Here is a 16,768-nt window from a genome sequence, read left to right as displayed (position 1 = left end):
AACCTCATCTGGCTCCAGCCCATCGGTGCCGACGCCCAACGGCTGGCCGCCCTCGCCCACAACCTCAAGCACCGGGCAGGACCGCAGAAACCGCCCCACGTGTCGCGGCTACAAGGACTCCTTGCGTGACGACAGGCGGCCACTGCCTCAGTTGCGCCTACAAGAGCGGGTTGTCGGATGTCTGGCTGTGTTGCGCGCTTACGAGCTCGTGCATGGTTGGGATGAAGGCGTGTTGATGTTGCGGTCGGCGTCTTGATCATGCGGCCAGTACGGGCAGTGCGAGTGCTTTCGTGTGGTGGGTTGCTTGTTGGTCGGTCAGGAGTCCGGCGAGGGCTCGGATGGTGTCGGGCAGGTTGTTTCGTCGGGTGTGGTGTCGGCGAGGGCTCTCCAGTTCTTGAGGTGGGCGATGCCGTGTTCGACGGGGACTCTGGCTGAGGAGTGGGCGAAGCGTGCGGCTTCGTGGTGTGCCATCAGCCATTGCAGGTGTTCGAGGTGTTTGCCTCGGCGTTTGCGTGGTGGGGTGACGACCTGGCCGTAGGTTCGCGCGGCGAGGCCCTGGTAGCCGGCGTCGGCGAGGATCTGCAGGCCGATGGTGTCGGCCAGCAGGTCGACCAGGCCGGCGTCACGGGCTTGGGTGATGTCGGCGACGGAGCCGGCCCGGACCTCACCGCAGAACAGGGGGCGGCCGCGCTCATCAGTGACGACGAGGGATTTCATGGCGTTGATGCGGCTCTTGCCGGAGATGAACCGGCTGCGTCCGCCGCGGTGTGCGCTCGGGCGTCTGACCCTGATCTCGGTGGCGTCCATCATCGCGGTCTGGCCGGTGGCGCCGAGATGAGCGATCACATCGGCAAGCGTGCGAAGTCGCAAGCCACCCTCAACGCGACATCCGCGGTCGGCGAGGAGGGGCCGGATCTGACCGACGGCACGGGTAATGGTCGACCGGTCCACCTGAAACCAGCAGGCCAGCACGTCGTGGGTAACGCCGTGCCTCAGGTGCACGAGCGTGGCCAGGAGCCGGTGGACGAAGACAGCTTGTACTTCGCGCCCGCTCCGACCGCACGCCGACGCGGTCGGTCGAGTAGCTCAGCATCCCTGCGGGCCTGCCAGATCGGTCCCAACTCCGCGACCAGGTCGGCAATCACAGCCGTTGAAAGGCCCGTGACCCGACGCTCCGACATGATCAACCCACGTGCCTGCATCCCCACCACGAACGGCCTAACGAGCTGGCAGGGCCAACGTCACCGCTAACCATGCACGAGCTCGTAAGGAGGAGGCGGCATGACCGCGACCCACCACGCACCCGCCACGGCCCCGGTGAGCACGACGCGCGGCAGTGGTTCCAAGCTGAGCTGGGCGTTCGCCGACTCCTGGACGATGACCCGGCGCGAGCTGGCGCACTGGGCGCGCCAGCCCGTACAGGTGGTCGTCGGGCTGGTCTTCCCGGTGATGATGCTGCTGATGTTCGGCTTCCTGATCGGCGGCGGCAAGGGCGTCGAGGGGGACTTCACGTCCTACCTGGTGCCCGGCATGCTCACCATGACCATGGCCTTCGGCCTTGAGACGACCATGCTGTCGGTCACGCAGGACCTCGGCAAGGGCGTCATCGACCGGTTCCGCCCGCGGCCGGACGCCTGGGCATGGCGCCCGCTGCCCGACGGCCGTGCCGAGGTCTCGCTGCGCCTGCTGGGCCGGGTGGACCGGGGAGCCTTGCTCAGCGCGCTGCGTTCGCGCATGGGTCCCTCGGTCCTCCTGCGAGCCCGCAACGCCACCACCGGGGCACTGCCACGGCTGGCCGGGGAACTGCCGGACGAGTCAGCGACGTTGTTCGTCCTCGGCCCCGAGCAGCACCAGCTCACGGTCGTCTCCCGGCACCCCGAGGCGTACGGCGCGAGCGCCGGGCCCTTCGTACGCCGCGTGGTGGCGGCGTACCACGCCCACCGCACGGGCCATCCCGGAGCCGCCGGGCCCCGTGCCCGCCGGCTCCGGGACGGAACCGCTCGGCCCGGTCGGTGCGCGCTTCACACTCCCGGGCCTCACGGTCCTCACCCCGCCGGGTCCCGCGTCGGCTGAGTAGGGGCGGCGGTGCCGGATGCGGCCCCGGCGGCCGTCGCACCCGGCACGTCGGCGTCCGCATGCCCGGCCCTGACAGTCAGCGACCGGACGTCCTTGCTGCACAGTGCCGCAACGGTGACGGAGACCACCAGGCACACGCCGCCCAGCAGCGTCGCGCGCGACCCGAAGCGCTCGGAGAGGGCGCCTGCCGACATCTCACCCACGGGCAGGGCGAGGATCGAGCCGAGCATGTCGTACGAGTAGACCCGCGCCAGCCGGCCGGGCGGAACGTTTTCCTGGAGAGACACGTCCCAGGCGACGCCGAACTGCTCCAGTGCGAGGCCGTTGACGAACATCGCCAGCACCAGCAGCGCCAGGGGCTCCGTCTCGGCCAGCGTGATCAGTGGCAGGGCGTCGAGTGCCACCACCGCCACGCCGATGCGCAGGGCGTGCCGGGAGCGGGAACGGCCCTCCAGGAATCCGCCGATGAGCGCACCGGCCATCTGCGTGGCCAGCACCAGCCCCCAGGCGGTGCGTCCGTACGTACTGTTGGCGATGGTCGGCCCGAGCACCTGGATGCCGCCCGCGGCCACGGCGTTGACCACGAAGAACTGGAGCACCACCACCCACACCCACGTGCGTGCGGTGAACTCGGCCCAGCCTTCCCGGAGTTCGCGCAGCGGCTGGGAGGGTGCGTCCGGCGCCCGCTTCGTCCGGGGCACCCGCACGCCGTGATAGGCGAGGGCGGCGGCCGCGAACACGACGGCGTTGGCGGCCATGCCCCAGCCGGGGCCGAACACGGATGTGATCATGCCGCCGAAGGAGGCACCGACGATCATGCCGGTGTTCACGCCCATGCGGCTCAGGGCGTTGGCGGCACGCAGCTCCCCGGCTGGAACGGTCTGGGGGACCAGCGAGGCCGAGGCGGGCGTCGACACGGCCGCCACCGCGCCGTTGACCACGCTCAGCAGGATGAGCACCCCGAGCGAGGCGGAGTCGGTGAGCAGCACCACCGCGACCACCGCCTGCACCGTCGCGGCCGACAGGCTGGAACCCTGCAGGATGAGCGCCCGCGGCACCCAGTCGGCGAGGACGCCGCCGAAGAGGACGAGGAGGACGTTGGCGACCGACCGGGAGCCGACGACGATCCCGACGTCGAGCGGAGCCGGTCATGTCCAGGACGGCGAAGGCCAGGGCGATGGGCGCCATGGAGTTGGCCCAGTGCGTCAGCGTGCGGCCGAACACCAGGTTGCGAAAGCTCCGGTGGCGTAAGGACGCCAGAACGGAAGCTCTCTCAGTTCGCTCGGTCACTCTGAGGTCCCGTCACGGGTCATTCCGAACAGCATGAGCGTCGCGCTGGCACGTACGGTCCCCGGTGTGCCTCGCGGTCGGGCCTCGTCGTGCAGGAGCACCCCCAGCTCCCGGGCAAGCTCCCGCACCCGCTCCCAGGCCTCGGGGGGCAGCCACACCTCGGCGTCGGAGAACGCCCCCGGCGCCCCGGCCACCCGCTCCCGGCTGCGGCGCTGCAGTTCCTCGGCGACGGCGGAGGCCAGAACCGTGTAGTCGTCGAGCGATCCGCCGGAGACGGACTCCCCACTCGCCGGATTGTGGCGGTACCGCTTGGCCCGGCCGCCGCGCAGGGAGGCCTCCTCGACCATCTCCAGCAGGCCGGCGGCCAGCAGATGCCGCATGTGGTAGCTGACATTCGCCTGCGACTCGCCCAACTCGCGCGCGGCCTCACTGGCGCTCATGGCACGCGCCGTGAGCAAGGACAGCAGGCGCAGGCGCAGCGGATGAGCCAGCGCCCGCAGACCACTGAGCTCCGTGCGTCTCTCGGCAGCGGACATGCCCACGAGTATTCGGCCCCGGCCGGTAGACTGTCAAACACTTCTTTTGGGGTTTCGCGGTCTTCAACGAAACCACCGGCCCGCTGCGGGCCCGAGACGTCTGCGAAGCCCTTACTGCTTCCTGGTGAGGCTGCGGGTCAGCCGACGACCACGGTGACCAGCGGCCCTTCCCCAGCCTCATCCAGATAGGGGCATTACCTCGCGAACCGCCCTCTAAGGGCTCCACGCGATCCCAACTCATTGAAGCCAAAAGCAACTTGCAGAAGATGGCCGTGTCCATCCCGCTGACCGACGACGAGCAGGCAGCCGTCGAGGACGGCCAAGCGGCCCTGGACCGGCTACTCGACCGCCTCGCCGACACACCCACTCCGGCCGGCCCGACACCACGCGACCTGGACCTGCCGGCGACAGCCCGTCTTCTGCCACTCGTAGACGTCCGACAGGGCGGGGCAGGCACCGCACCGCGCTGATATCGGAGTGCGCACAGGCCCAAGAAAGTGTCACAGTCACTGCCGTGACCTTGATAAACGTGCTCGTCGACTTCGCCCGAACCGGCCGGATCGGCCCTCTTCACTGCGGAATGCCCCTGACCGAGGCTGAAGACCTTCTCGGCCCGGGGCGCCCGCACCCCGCCCACATCATGAAGGGGCCCGATATCGACGGCTACCCCTACTCCTGGAACGGGCTGCGACTGGTGGTCACGCAGCGTGCCGTCAGTGGCATCTGGATCAACCTCTGGCCTGGTTCGACCGCCAAACTCCCACCGCTCGTCCTGCCCGATTCCGAGTCATTCGAGGCCACCGTGCTCCGCGAGGAACTGGTCACTGCCCTCGACACCGCCGGCTGCCACCACGAGGTCAACCCTGTCCTGACCTTCGGCGAGCAGTCGAGCATCCTCACCCAGCCGGCCGAGGTCTGCGCTGTGTTTAGCCTGCCTGGCCGGGACCACCACGTTCCGCACTACCTCGACGTGATGCACAAGCACACGGCTTGACATCGCTGATTCCACAGAATGATCCTGTTGACGTGTCCTTCGACGACGCCCGAGTTCCACGGCAGGGTGAGGCCGGCAGTGACCGCGTCGCGGTCTCGGTCGATGCCGACCGCGAGAGTGTGGAGGCTGGGCAGGTCGTCCTGGCGGACGGCATCGAGCCATTCTGTGAGCCATTCGCCCTGGCGCTCGGTGAGCATCTGGGCGAAGGACCGGACGTGACCGGTCAGGGCCTCGAGTTCGGCGCAGTTGGCCAGGACGGCCTTGAGCCGGAGCTGTTCGACCTCGGTGGGGGATTCCGGGCGGCTGAAAATCCACCTGGCCACCACGCGGGGTGCCGGCGGCTGTGCGTACGCACCGAAAGTCCGGTCCGGTGCGCGAGCCGGCCAATGGTGAGCACGTCGGGGCGTTCGTCGTCCATGAATAGGATCCTGAACCCTCCGGCGGCTGGAGACTCAAGCGCCTCAGTATCCGCGGACCCCGGCTTCTTCGAGGGCCCCTGCCCCCGCGTGCGCCGACACATCGCCAGCAGCCTCGTCGTCGGAGGCATAACACCGCTCCGGCACACCCGTCCTGCACTCGACTCACTCCACCGTCACGCCGGTGAGCGCCGTCACCCTGTAGTTGCAAACAGTCCGCGTGGGCAGTCAGGAACCTGTCCCGAGGACGCCGTCGGAGGCCACGGGAATCGGGCACGCGGTCACGTGAGGGCACTATCGAAGAGCCGCGAGCGAACGAATTCCAGGATGTCCTCGTGCTGCTCCGCCAAGTAGAAGTGGCCACCGGGGAACACCGTCAGGTCGAACCCGGCCTCGGTGTGCTCCTTCCAATGGTGCAGCTCGCTCACGTCGACCCATGCGTCGGAGAACCCCGTCAGGGCGTGCACGGGGCTGGTGAGGATCGGCCCGGGGGCGTACCGGTATGTCTCCGCCGCCTGGTAGTCGCTGCGGATCGCGGGCAGAACCATGTCCATCAACTCCGCGTCACCGAAGACCTGCGCGCCTGTTCCGTCCAGGGCCCCGATGTCGGCGACTATCTCCTCGTCGGAGAGCAGGTGCAGCCCGTCGTCCGCATTGCGGTGCGGGGCGCGCCGTCCGGAGACGAAGAGCGCCTTGGCTGGCCGTCCGGCGTCTTGGAGCCTGCGTGCGACCTCATAGGCGAGCGTTGACCCCATGCTGTGCCCGAACAGCGCGTACGGCTTGTCAGTGAAAGGAACCAGGGAATCTGCCGCCTTGTTCGCCAGTTGTGTCATATCGGGGACATTCGGCTCCGAGCGGCGGTCCTGGCGCCCCGGGTACTGCATCGCCAGCACTTCCGCGCGCGGCGCCAGGCCCCGCGACACCGGAAAGAAGAAGCTGGCAGAGCCACCCGCGTGCGGGAAACAAATCAGTCGCACTTCCGCCTCAGGGGACGAGTGGAACCGTCTAATCCACGCCGCACCATCATCGTTGCTACCGCTCATTCCCGCCCTTGCCCGCTTGCCTTGCCTGGTCAAATTCATTGAGTTCCTGATCTGCAACAGTGCAGGAGAACTCCGCCGATCTCAACCCCCCTACACTCCAGGCGCTCCAGCCGCCAGTGAACGCCCTAGAGGTCGTCTTCAAAGGTCAGATCCAGAGCAGGATTGAGGCGATGGTGACGGCCGCCTGGTAGGACTCGCGGGTTTTGTCATAGCGGGTGGCCAGTCCGCGCCACTGCTTGAGGCGGTTGAAGCAGCGCTCGACGACGTTGCGACGGCGGTAGATGCACCGGTCGAAGCCGGGCGGCCGTCCGCCGCGTGTGCCGCGGTTCAGCCGGCCCAGGATCTGGTCGGCGCGTTCGGGGATTGTGTGCGGGATGCCGCGTCGTCGCAGGTAGGCGCGGATCTTTCGAGAGCTGTAGCCCTTGTCGGCGACCACACGGTCGGGCCGGGAGCGTGGACGCCCGGGCCCGACTCTGGGCACGCTGATCGAGTCCATCACCTTCTCGAGGCGGGTGCAGTCGTTGGCGTTGCCGCCCGACAGGACGAATCCGAGAGGGCGGCCGCGCCCGTCGCAGGCCAGGTGGACTTTCGTGCTCAGTCCACCACGGGATCGGCCGAGGGCGTGATCACCCGCTTCGTCCCTGTCAACCGCCCCCTTTTGCCGCGCGGCATGCTGGTGCGCCCGAACGATGGTGGAGTCGACCGACACCAGCCAGTCGATGTCCCCGGCCGCGTCCTTCTCCGCCTGAACGGCCCGCAGCATGCGCGAGAACGTCCCGTCCAGTGCCCACCTGCGAAAACGCGTGTACAAGGTCTGCCAGGAGCCATAACGTTCCGGCACATCACGCCAGGCTGATCCGGTCCGCAGCTTCCACACGATGCCGTTCAGTACCAGCCGGTCGTCCGAACGAGGCCGCCCCGCAGTCCCCGAACTCGGCAGCAACCGCGACAACACAGCCCACTCGGCATCGGACAGTTCATGACGACGCACCATGACAAGCATGATTCCTCATCACCTGATCACCTTTGAAGACGATCTCTAGGGGGAAGCGAAGTTAGGGGTACTTCCTCTCCGCGGCAGCCCCTACGGTCGCCGGTAGATGCGCACTCAATTCCTTCTCCTGCTCCTTTCCTTGAGGTATCCCACGTGAAAGACATAGTGAGCGCCGTCCTTTCCGGCGCTGCGACGTGTGAAGATTTCGCCAACCTGAGGGTTCCGGAGACCTATCGGGGCGTCGTGATCCGCAGAGAGGAGGCGGAGATGTTCGAAGGCATGCAGTCCGCGGACAAGGACCCGCGGAAGTCGCTGCACGTCGACGAAGTCCCGGTGCCGGAACTCGGGCCCGGCGAGGCATTGGTGGCCGTCATGGCCTCCTCCGTGAACTACAACTCGGTGTGGAGCTCCATCTTCGAGCCACTGCCGACCTTCGGATTTCTCGAGCGCTACGGCAGGCTGAGCGCGCTGACCAAGCGCCACGACCTGCCGTACCACGTCATCGGCTCCGACCTCGCGGGCGTCGTCCTGCGGACCGGACCCGGCGTCAACGCCTGGAACCCGGGCGACGAGGTCGTCGCGCACTGCCTCTCGGTCGAGCTGGAGTCGAGCGACGGCCACAACGACACGATGCTCGACCCCGAGCAGCGGATCTGGGGCTTCGAGACCAACTTCGGCGGCCTCGCCGAGATCGCCCTGGTCAAGTCGAACCAGCTGATGCCCAAGCCGGACCACCTGAGCTGGGAGGAGGCGGCCGCCCCGGGCCTGGTCAACTCCACCGCCTACCGGCAGCTCGTCTCCCGCAACGGCGCCGGCATGAAGCAGGGCGACAACGTGCTGATCTGGGGCGCCAGCGGCGGCCTCGGCTCCTACGCCACCCAGTTCGCGCTGGCCGGCGGCGCCACCCCGATCTGCGTGGTCTCCTCCCCCGAGAAGGCGGAGATCTGCCGGAACATGGGCGCCGAGGCGGTCATCGACCGCAACGCCGAGGGCTACAAGTTCTGGAAGGACGAGCGGACCCAGGACCCGAAGGAGTGGAAGCGCTTCGGCAAGCGCATCCGCGAGTTCACCGGCGGCGAGGACATCGACATCGTCTTCGAGCACCCCGGCCGCGAGACCTTCGGCGCCTCCGTCTTCGTCACCCGCAAGGGCGGCACCATCACCACCTGCGCCTCCACCTCGGGCTACATGCACGAGTACGACAACCGCTACCTGTGGATGTCGCTGAAGCGCATCATCGGCTCCCACTTCGCCAACTACCGCGAGGCCTGGGAGGCCAACCGCCTCATCGCCAAGGGAAAGATCCACCCGACCCTGTCGAAGGTCTACTCCCTGGAGGAGACCGGGCAGGCCGCCTACGACGTGCACCGCAACCTCCACCAGGGCAAGGTCGGCGTGCTCGCGCTGGCCCCCGAGGAGGGCCTCGGTGTGCGGAACCACGAGATGCGTGCCCAGCACCTCGACGCCATCAACCGCTACCGCCTCGCGGCAAGCTGACAGAGGCAAAGGGACGCAAGACATGGCCCGGAAAACAACCGTGGTGGGAGTCGTCGGTCTCGGTTCCGTGGGGGAACCCATGCTCCGATTCCTGAACGCAGCAGGCCACGACGTCGTCGGGGTGGACCGCGAACTCGACGTGGTGGCGGCGGTCGATCAGCGCATCAAGGCAGCGCCGACCGCTGCGGTGCATAGCACAGGAGAAGCAGTTGACCATGGCGCGTACACGCTCACCAACGACACCGCAGCCCTAGGCTCGACCGACCTGGTGATCGAGGCCGTGTCCGAGGACTTGGAGGTCAAGTCCCATGTGTTGCGCCGCCTCAACAGCGTCTGCCCGGATCGTACGGTCCTGGTGAGCGTCACCGCCTCGCTCCCCCTGGAACGCCTCGCCATCGCGTCGGGTCGCCCGGGACGCACCTTGGGGCTGCGGATGCTGCGTCCCGTGCCTGCCGGTGCAGCCACCGAGGCGGTGCCCACCTCCATGAGCGAGCGCGGAGCTCTGGCCGTCCTGGAGGAGTTGCTCATGGAGGCCGGCCTGACACAGGACTCCCTGAGCGCCCGTGGGGGGCTCGCGGCGACCGACTTGGTGTACGCGTCCCTCAACCGTGCCGTCGCCATGGTCGAGCAGGGGTACGCCGGCCGGAAGGCTGTCGACACCGCGATGCGCCTGGGCTGCGGGCTGCCTGTGGGGCCGTTCGAGCTGCTCGACGAGGTTGGCCTGGACACCGTTCACGCGGTTCTGTCCGACCTGCACTCGCGCACCGGAGACGCCGGGTTCCGGCCCGCGCCGCTGCTCACGTCGAGGGTGCGGGGCGGCGCCCTCGGCCGGAAGAGCGGCCAGGGCTTCTACCGCTACGACGAGGACGGCAGCCGCCTCGACGTGCCCACCGGATCCGGTGGAGCCGTCGGAGCTGCCAGAGGCCTCGGCTCCCCGGAAGCTTTGAAGGACGGACCGGGTGTGACCGTCGGGCGGGTGGGTGTGGTCGGGTCCGGCACCATGGCCAGAGGCATCGCCGAGTGCACCGTGCTGGCCGGAGTGCCCGCCACCCTGGTGGCCCGCTCCCCCGAGAAGGCTCGGCTCGCCGTGGATGCCGTCGAGGCCTCTCTGACCAGGTCAGTACGCCGAGGCAGAGTCCACCCTGATGACAGGGCTCGTGCCCTCAGGCTGCTCCAAGTCAACGACGCTCTCGCGGCGTTGAGTGACTGCGACCTGGTCATCGAAGCCAGCGCCGAGGACCTCGTCGTCAAGCGGTCCCTGTTCGCCGCTCTCGGCTCCGTGTGCCGCCCGGGCACCCTGCTCGCCACCACCACGTCCAGTCTGTCGGTGGAGAGCTGCACCGAGACGGCCGGCCGTGGCAGCGACGCCCTGGGCCTGCACTTCTTCAACCCGGCTCCGGTCATGCATCTGGTCGAGGCCGTCCGCACCCCGGCGACCAGCGACCACAGCATGGCGGTCGCCCGTGCCTTCTGTGCCCGGCTCGACAAGACGGTGGTGGAGTGCGCGGACCGTGCGGGCTTCATCGTCAACCACCTGCTGTTCCCCTATCTGGCGGATGCCATCCGCATGTTGGACCAGGGGGGTGTCGGCATCGAGGAGATCGACACGGCAGTTCAGCAAGGCTTCGGCTACCCCATGGGGCCCTTCACCCTGCTCGACAGCATAGGCTTGGACGTATCCCTCGCCATCCTGCGGAGACTGAACCAGGAGTTTCCGGGGATGGGCTGTGAACCTCCCCTGGCGCTTGAGCAGCTGGTGGCTCAGGGCTGCCTCGGCCGGAAGGCCGGTCGGGGGTTCACCCGGCCGGTCAGGGGTTGACCCCTGCCGGTCAGGGCCTGACGCCGGTTCGGTCCGCGAGGACCTGCGGCAGGTCCCGTCGTCCTCGTACACCCAGTTTGTGATAAATGCGTGTGAGATGCTGCTCGACAGTGCTGGGCGTGATGACGAGCCGTTCAGCGATGTCGCGGTTTGTCAGCCCGTCCGAGGCCATGAGGGCGACGCAGTGCTCGGCCCGGGTGAGCCCGTCTCCAGTTGCTCGCTCGGGCCCGGGGGCCGGTGACGAGGACATGGGCGAACGCACGGCCTGGTCCGGGACCCGATCCGTGGGCTGGTCCAGGGAGGCTGAAGCCCGGTTCCGATCGAGAGAGTCGACCCGCTTAAGGAGCGCCAGCGAACGGGAGCGCAGCCAGCTGCTCCCCGGGGCCGGCTCGGCCAGCTCCGCCGTGAGGAGCGCGCGGGCTCGGCCAGGGCTGTCGACCTCGATCAGCACCTCGGCCGCGTATACCCGCCAGGCCGTGAACACGGAGACGTCGAGTTTCCAGGCGGCCATCAGGTCCCGGCAGGCGTAGAAATCACCGAGAGCCGCCTGATACCGGCCGACGGACAGGTGGTGGCGTCCCCGCGCCTGGAGGTAGTGCAGGCCGGGCAGGGTCTGGAACATCACAGGGGGCACGGGGACGCGGAAGCACTCGGCTGAGGCGTCGCTGTCGCCGAGCTCGGCGCAGGCCAGGACCTTGGCGGACAGTGGCAGTCCGAGCGCGACGCCCCATGCCTGGGGCGGGACCAGCGTCAGCGCCTCGTCCGCACGCTCCCGCGCCAGTTCGAAGTTCCCCAGCCAGCTCTCGACCGTCGCGCTGGCCGCGGCGAAAATCGCGCGGGTCAGCGGGGTGCGCGGACTGGCCCCGCGGACGAGTAGTTCGCACCACTCGGCTGCCCGGTCCAGCCGGGCAGCCCGGATGAGCGAGACGAGAGCGGCCATGGCAGGGGCCACCGGCGGGTCGTGCAGAACCACGCCCTCGAGGAGCCGCTCGGCGGCGTCGAGCGCCCCGCCGGTCGGCCCCTGCGAGAGCAACGACGACAGCACGAGGGCGCCGTCGGAGTGAGGGTCCACGGCCACGACCCCGCCGCCGAGACCGGTTCGTTCGTCGGGCGCCGCCGCGTGCTCGTGAGCCCCGAGCACCGGGTAGAAGTAGGCGAACCAGACATGCATGGTGTCGAGCCGCACCCGGAGTTCGCCAGACAGCTCGTCCCGTGAGCCGTCCAGATCGGTCAAGATGGCAGCGGCCTCCTCGGGCCGGCCGAGCCAGAGCAGATAGGTGATCAGAGTCATGCTCTGACCGTGGCTCAGGCGACCGTTGACGTGGTCGTCCATGAGATCGGTGAGGTAACGCCGCACCGCGCCGGGGTCGGTCTCCCACTCCGCCTGGGCGAGTTCGACGCGGATCTCCGCCCGCTGCCGCGCGCTGGTACTTATGTCGTACGCCCTCCGCAGCCAGGTCGCGGCCCCATTCGCGTCGTGGTCGGCGAGGGCCTGGGCCGCGGCCTCCCGCAGCACGGCGATGGTCCAGGGGTCCTCGGCGGGCGCGGCGACAATGTGCTGGGCCACCCGGCCCGCCGCGGCGCCGCTCTCGTGCAGTACCCGGGCCGCCGTGCGGTGGAGGGCCGCGCGCTCCGCCGGCGCTGTGCCTTCCAGTACCGTGGTGCGGGCCGCCTCGATCCGGAACTGACCCGCCTCGGTGAGGCCGACGCCTTCGAGCGCGGACATCGCGGGGGCGGTGCGCAGCTGGAGGATCCGGTCGAGGCAGTCCTGCGTAGCCGACGCACCGAGGACGGCGAGGGCACGGGCGACTCGCAGCGCGTCGGGGTCGAGCTGGTCGAGGACGTATTGGACGGCGAGTCGGAAGAGTTCGCCGCCCACCAGAGCCTCGGTGAGCTGCTCGGCGGAGCGATCCCACAGCAGCGCCTGCAGGAACAGGGGGCTCCCCCCTGAGGCCTGGCGCAGGGCGGGGGCCATACGAGCGGTGCGGTCGTCGCCGAGGTGCTCGGCGATCAGGCTCTCGGTGCACTCCGTACATAGGGGGGAGAGGCGGATCAGGGTGCACTCGGGGATGCGCAGACAGTCGGCAGTCAGGGCGGAGCTGCCCTGCCTGCCGCCGTCGGCGCGCTCACCGAGCACAACGAGGACGCGCAGGGCGCCCACCCTGCGCATGAGGTGCTGAAGGCACTGCAGCGAGGCTGCGTCGATGTCGTGGGCGTCATCGACGGTCAGGATCACGGGAGCCCGCTGTGTGAGGAGGGCGAGATGGCGGTAGAGGCTGTCGGCCGCCTTGGCGGTGACCGGGGCTGGGACCTCGGCCAGTTCGGAGAGCGTCTCGGCCTGCCCGGGCGGGAGTGGCACGGTCGCGAAGAGCTGGCTGATGACACCGAGAGGGAGGTCGCGCTCCGCCGCGGAGGCGACCGCGGTCAGGACGACCGCTCCGGAGTCCTCGCCGAGCTCCTGTGCATGGCGGATCAGAGAGGTCTTGCCCATTCCTGGCGCCCCGGTCACGAGCGCGGCACGGCCCGCACCTTCCCCTACCTGCGAGAACAGGCTACCGATGACGTGTCGCGCCCGACATCGCTCCACCATGTTCATCGCCGCTTCTCCCCAGGCAGTCGACTCTCACCCAGCCCATGCACGGGCCGGGTAAATCAAAGCATGTCCTGGGTCTGGACCTGATGGAAAGACCGGACCGATGCGACGTACCCCCGACGGCGGTGGTCACAGAGTCCTGGGCCGGGTGGCCGGCAGCCCGAACAAGGACCGCCCCGACCTGCGCGGCTTACTGCGACGGTCCACCACCTGCTTCGCTTCCCTGGGCATCACGGTCGAACACGTCCTGACCGGCAACGCCTGCGCATACAGCAAGAACACCTGGCGCAGCACCTGCGGCTACCCGGGCATCCCCCCGCCGGACACGGCCCTGGCGCCCGACCGACCGCAAGGTCGAACGCCTCCACCGCACCCCCTATGTCTCAGTCATTTCAGCCACCACACATGCCGATATCGGTCACCCCCCTAAAATCCAGGATCGACAATTCCCAACCCCCCTACGTCTACCCCCTCAACAGTCGTCGGAAATAATGACGGACGGGTAACCCACAACCTGAATAGGTTATGGGCACCGTCACTTGCGGCCTACTGGACCGTTGGCTAGCGTGCGGCCGTATGTGGAACACGATGGACGTCTGGGTGACCGGCCTTGGTGCGATGACACCGCTGGGAGTCGACGCGAATGACACCTGGGTCGCAATGCAGGGCGGCGAGAACGGAATTGGCGTACTCAAAGAGAGCTGGGCCGAGGAACTTCCGGTCCGTATCGCTGCCCAGCTGACCGAAGACCCAGCCGATTCGATGAAGCGGACGGAGGCCCGCAAGCTCGACAGGTCCGAGCAGATCGCGCTCGTCACCGCGCGGGAGGCATGGGCGGACGCCGGTGCCCCCGAGGTCGACCCGGAACGGGTCGCGGTCGTCCTGGGAACGGGCATCGGTGGCGTCACCTCGCTGCTGGGGCAGAACCACATCCTGGAGACGTCGGGGCCGCGCCGCGTCTCCCCGCACACGGTACCGATGCTGATGGCCAACGGACCTGCCGCGTGGGTCAGCATGGACCTGAACGCACAGGGCGGTGCGCACGCCCCGGTCAGCGCCTGTGCCTCGGGCGCGGAGGCCATCGCGCTCGGCCTCGACCTGATCAGGGCCGGCCGCGTGGACGTCGTCGTGGCGGGCGGCGTCGAAGCCAGCGTGCACGCCCTGCCGCTGACCGCCTTCGCCCAGATGATGGCGCTGTCCACCAGCAACGACGCCCCCGAGACCGCTTCTCGTCCGTTCGACAAGCGTCGCAACGGATTCGTGCTTGGCGAAGGCGGGGCCGCCGTCGTCCTGGAGCGCGCCGACCACGCCCGGGCCCGTGGCTCCCGCGCGCACGGCAGGCTCTTGGGTACGGGCATCAGCTCAAGTGCCAGCCACATCACAGCTTCCGACCTACCGGGCCAGGTCAGGGCGATGTCCCAGTCGCTGCGTGACGCCGGGCTGAGCGGGACGGACGTGGGGGTCGTGCACGCCCATGCCACGTCGACACCGCAGGGCGACGTGGCGGAGGCCCAGGCCATCGCGCAGGCCGTCGGTACCCACCCAGTGGTGACGGCGACGAAGTCCATGACAGGCCACCTGCTGGGGGCATCCGGTGCCCTTGGCGCTATGGCCGCCATCCTGGCGCTGCGAGACGGCAGCGTCCCGCCGACGCGCAACCTCACTGAGCAGGACCCCGAGGTCGCACTCGACGTGGCCGCCGGCTCGGCACGCTCTGGGCAGTGGCAGTGCGCGCTCTCGAACTCCTTCGGCTTCGGCGGCCACAACGTCTCGCTGGTCTTCGGGCGTGCCTGAGCACCGACGCGCCAACTAGTTGTATTGACCCGGAGCGTTGTTGACGCGGCTGATCGGAGGTTGGCCTCCGAGTGCGGTGTGGCAGCGGTGGTGGTTGTAGGTGTGGAGGAAGTCTGACAGGGCCGTTGTCCGCTCGTGGTTGGAGGTGTAGGGCCGCAGGTAGGCCCACTCGTCCAGGAGTGTCCGGTTGAAGCGTTCGACCTTGCCGTTCGTCTGCGGCCGGTAGGGGCGGATCTTCTTGTGGGCGATACCGGCTGCGGCGAGGGTCTGGGTGAAGAGCCTGGCCTTGTAGCAGGCGCCGTTGTCGGTCAGGACGCGCTCGACCCTCACGCCGTGAGCGGCGAAGAAGGCGTTCGCCCGCTGCCAGAAGGCGATCGCGGTGTCCTTGCGCTCGTCGGCAAGGACCTCGCTGTAGGCCAGACGGGAGTGGTCGTCGACGGCGGAGTGGATGTAGCTGTAGCCGATCACCGGCTTGTAGCTCCTGCGCTCGCTGGTGGTGGCCTGGCGGTTGCGGTCGCCGGCTGTTCTGCCGACGGTGCGCCAGCCGCCGCCGTCGGGGATGTTGCCGAGCTTCTTGATGTCGACGTGGACCAGTTCGCCGGGCCGGTCGCGTTCGTAGCGGCGGATGGGCTCGCCGGTGGGCCGGTCGAGCCAGGCCAGGCGGCTCAGGCCGTGCCGGGCAAGGACGCGGTGCACGGTCGAGGCGGGCACGCCGAGGATGGGGCCGATCCGGGCCGGGCCGAGTTTCCGGTCGGCTCGAAGCCGGCAGACGCGTGCTTCGACGGCGGCGGAGGTGCGGTGCGGGGTGGTGCGGGGCCGGCTGGAGCGGTCGGTCAGGCCCGCGTCCCCTTCGGTCCTCCAGCGTCGGACCCATTTGTGGGCCGTGGGCCGGGATATACCCATCTCCGCAGCGACGTGCGCCACGGGACGGCCCGCCAGGACTCGTTCGACCAGCAGCCGCCTGCCGTGAACGGTCAGCCGGGCATTACGGTGGGACACGAAGACCTCCGTGTGCGGTGTGGAGCCTAGACACCTCCACCACACCGGAGGTCTTCGCCATGATCAAGACCAATCGGCGTTAACAACGCTCGTGATCAATACAACTAGAGCGTGCCTCTTTGGTGAGTTGCCCGGTTGATCGGATATGCCTGTCTGGTTAGTGATCACCGATGCGATGTGGACCGGATCGAATGCTGGCCGATCCGGTCCGTGGACGAAGGTGGGCCGACCACCGCCGAACCCTGGAAGCCATCGCGTGGAAGTACCGCACCTGCTCACCTTGGCGTGACCTGGCGGAGGAACTCGGGTCCTTTCAGACCGCGCACAAACGCCTGATCAGGTGGGCCGTGGACGGCACATGGGAACAAATCCTCGCGGCGAATCTCGCTGTGGCGGATGCCGGTGGCGACGTGGGCTGGGCGGTCTCGGTGGACTCCACCGTCTGCCGCGCCCATCAGCATTCGGCCGGAGCCACGAAAAGAAGGGCTTCCGACCGGCCCAGATAGGTGGGGCGGCGCTGTCGGCAGGCCGCTGTCAGGGCCTCGGCAACCGGATCGGTCCGCAGATGATCGGCGGTTGCCCAGGAAGGCACCCCGGAATCGGGAATCGTGGTCACGTGCCGTCGTCCGCGGTGCCGGCCCTGCAGCCGAATGTCCGTCAACGCCGATCAAGCCCACTCTTCTCTGGGCGGCCCGCTGGGGCACCACCGAAAGCCGC

At 68.7% G+C, this 16,768-nt stretch carries 13 protein-coding genes and 1 pseudogene; 6 read left to right on the top strand and 8 right to left on the bottom strand.

The features are described from left to right. Positions 1-315: 315 nt before the first annotated feature. The gene (locus tag OIM89_RS29730) at positions 316-972 is read right to left on the bottom strand and encodes a transposase (RefSeq protein ID WP_264491759.1); all 657 of its coding nucleotides are present in this window, start codon (positions 970-972) and stop codon (positions 316-318) included. 309 nt (positions 973-1,281) lie between these two features. On the opposite strand from OIM89_RS29730, the gene OIM89_RS29725 reads away from it, so the two are divergent. Then, positions 1,282-2,073, top strand: coding sequence for an ABC transporter permease (locus OIM89_RS29725; protein WP_226964872.1), 792 nt, complete (start codon positions 1,282-1,284; stop codon positions 2,071-2,073). On the opposite strand, the gene OIM89_RS29720 is transcribed toward OIM89_RS29725, so the two are convergent. Then, the gene (locus tag OIM89_RS29720) at positions 2,046-3,203 is read right to left on the bottom strand and encodes an MFS transporter (protein ID WP_226965600.1); all 1,158 of its coding nucleotides are present in this window, start codon (positions 3,201-3,203) and stop codon (positions 2,046-2,048) included. The genes OIM89_RS29725 and OIM89_RS29720 overlap by 28 nt on opposite strands. 159 nt (positions 3,204-3,362) lie before the next feature. Continuing rightward, positions 3,363-3,902 (bottom strand): winged helix-turn-helix domain-containing protein, encoded by a 540-nt coding sequence (locus OIM89_RS29715; RefSeq protein WP_226964873.1) that lies wholly within the window; start codon positions 3,900-3,902, stop codon positions 3,363-3,365. Positions 3,903-4,416: 514 nt separating this feature from the next. On the opposite strand from OIM89_RS29715, the gene OIM89_RS29710 reads away from it, so the two are divergent. Continuing rightward, on the top strand, positions 4,417-4,896 hold the full coding sequence (locus OIM89_RS29710) for a hypothetical protein (RefSeq protein WP_226964874.1): 480 nt from the start codon (positions 4,417-4,419) through the stop codon (positions 4,894-4,896). Here the strand turns inward: OIM89_RS29710 and OIM89_RS29705 are convergent. The 3 genes from OIM89_RS29705 to OIM89_RS29695 all read right to left on the bottom strand — a co-directional run bounded on the left by OIM89_RS29705 (position 4,863) and on the right by OIM89_RS29695 (position 7,349). Beyond that, positions 4,863-5,219 carry a hypothetical protein gene (locus OIM89_RS29705; protein ID WP_226964875.1) on the bottom strand — a complete coding sequence of 119 codons (357 nt, stop codon included), beginning with the start codon at positions 5,217-5,219 and terminating at the stop codon, positions 4,863-4,865. The genes OIM89_RS29710 and OIM89_RS29705 overlap by 34 nt on opposite strands. A gap of 374 nt (positions 5,220-5,593) precedes the next feature. Further along, a complete protein-coding gene (locus tag OIM89_RS29700) occupies positions 5,594-6,355 on the bottom strand; it encodes a thioesterase II family protein (protein WP_226964876.1) in 762 nt (253 codons plus the stop codon). A gap of 145 nt (positions 6,356-6,500) precedes the next feature. Continuing rightward, positions 6,501-7,349, bottom strand: coding sequence for an IS5 family transposase (locus OIM89_RS29695; protein WP_264491818.1), 849 nt, complete (start codon positions 7,347-7,349; stop codon positions 6,501-6,503). A 153-nt stretch (positions 7,350-7,502) separates the two neighbouring features. Between OIM89_RS29695 and ccrA the strand changes: the two genes are divergently transcribed. Both ccrA and OIM89_RS29685 read left to right on the top strand, forming a co-directional pair. Beyond that, positions 7,503-8,846, top strand: a complete 1,344-nt coding sequence (gene ccrA, locus OIM89_RS29690; RefSeq protein ID WP_226964877.1) for a crotonyl-CoA carboxylase/reductase — start codon at positions 7,503-7,505, stop codon at positions 8,844-8,846. 22 nt (positions 8,847-8,868) lie between these two features. After that, positions 8,869-10,665: a 3-hydroxyacyl-CoA dehydrogenase family protein gene (locus tag OIM89_RS29685; RefSeq protein WP_226964878.1), complete on the top strand. Its 1,797-nt coding sequence runs from the start codon at positions 8,869-8,871 to the stop codon at positions 10,663-10,665. A 10-nt stretch (positions 10,666-10,675) separates the two neighbouring features. Here the strand turns inward: OIM89_RS29685 and OIM89_RS29680 are convergent, their stop codons facing one another. Continuing rightward, positions 10,676-13,255, bottom strand: a complete 2,580-nt coding sequence (locus tag OIM89_RS29680) for an AAA family ATPase (protein ID WP_226965601.1) — start codon at positions 13,253-13,255, stop codon at positions 10,676-10,678. Between the two features lie 579 nt (positions 13,256-13,834). Here OIM89_RS29680 and OIM89_RS29670 point away from each other — a divergent pair. Beyond that, on the top strand, positions 13,835-15,052 hold the full coding sequence (locus tag OIM89_RS29670; protein WP_226964879.1) for a beta-ketoacyl-[acyl-carrier-protein] synthase family protein: 1,218 nt from the start codon (positions 13,835-13,837) through the stop codon (positions 15,050-15,052). 15 nt (positions 15,053-15,067) lie between these two features. On the opposite strand, the gene OIM89_RS29665 is transcribed toward OIM89_RS29670, so the two are convergent. Continuing rightward, a complete protein-coding gene (locus OIM89_RS29665) occupies positions 15,068-16,051 on the bottom strand; it encodes an IS481 family transposase (protein WP_226964861.1) in 984 nt (327 codons plus the stop codon). A gap of 145 nt (positions 16,052-16,196) precedes the next feature. Between OIM89_RS29665 and OIM89_RS29660 the strand changes: the two are divergent. Next, a pseudogene (locus tag OIM89_RS29660) lies at positions 16,197-16,545 on the top strand (transposase); the annotation flags it as partial. Positions 16,546-16,768: the final 223 nt, after the last annotated feature.

This window comes from Streptomyces sp. BI87 (assembly GCF_025957665.1).
Lineage (GTDB): Bacteria > Actinomycetota > Actinomycetes > Streptomycetales > Streptomycetaceae > Streptomyces > Streptomyces albidoflavus.
This window is presented reverse-complemented; position numbering and strand designations above follow the sequence as displayed.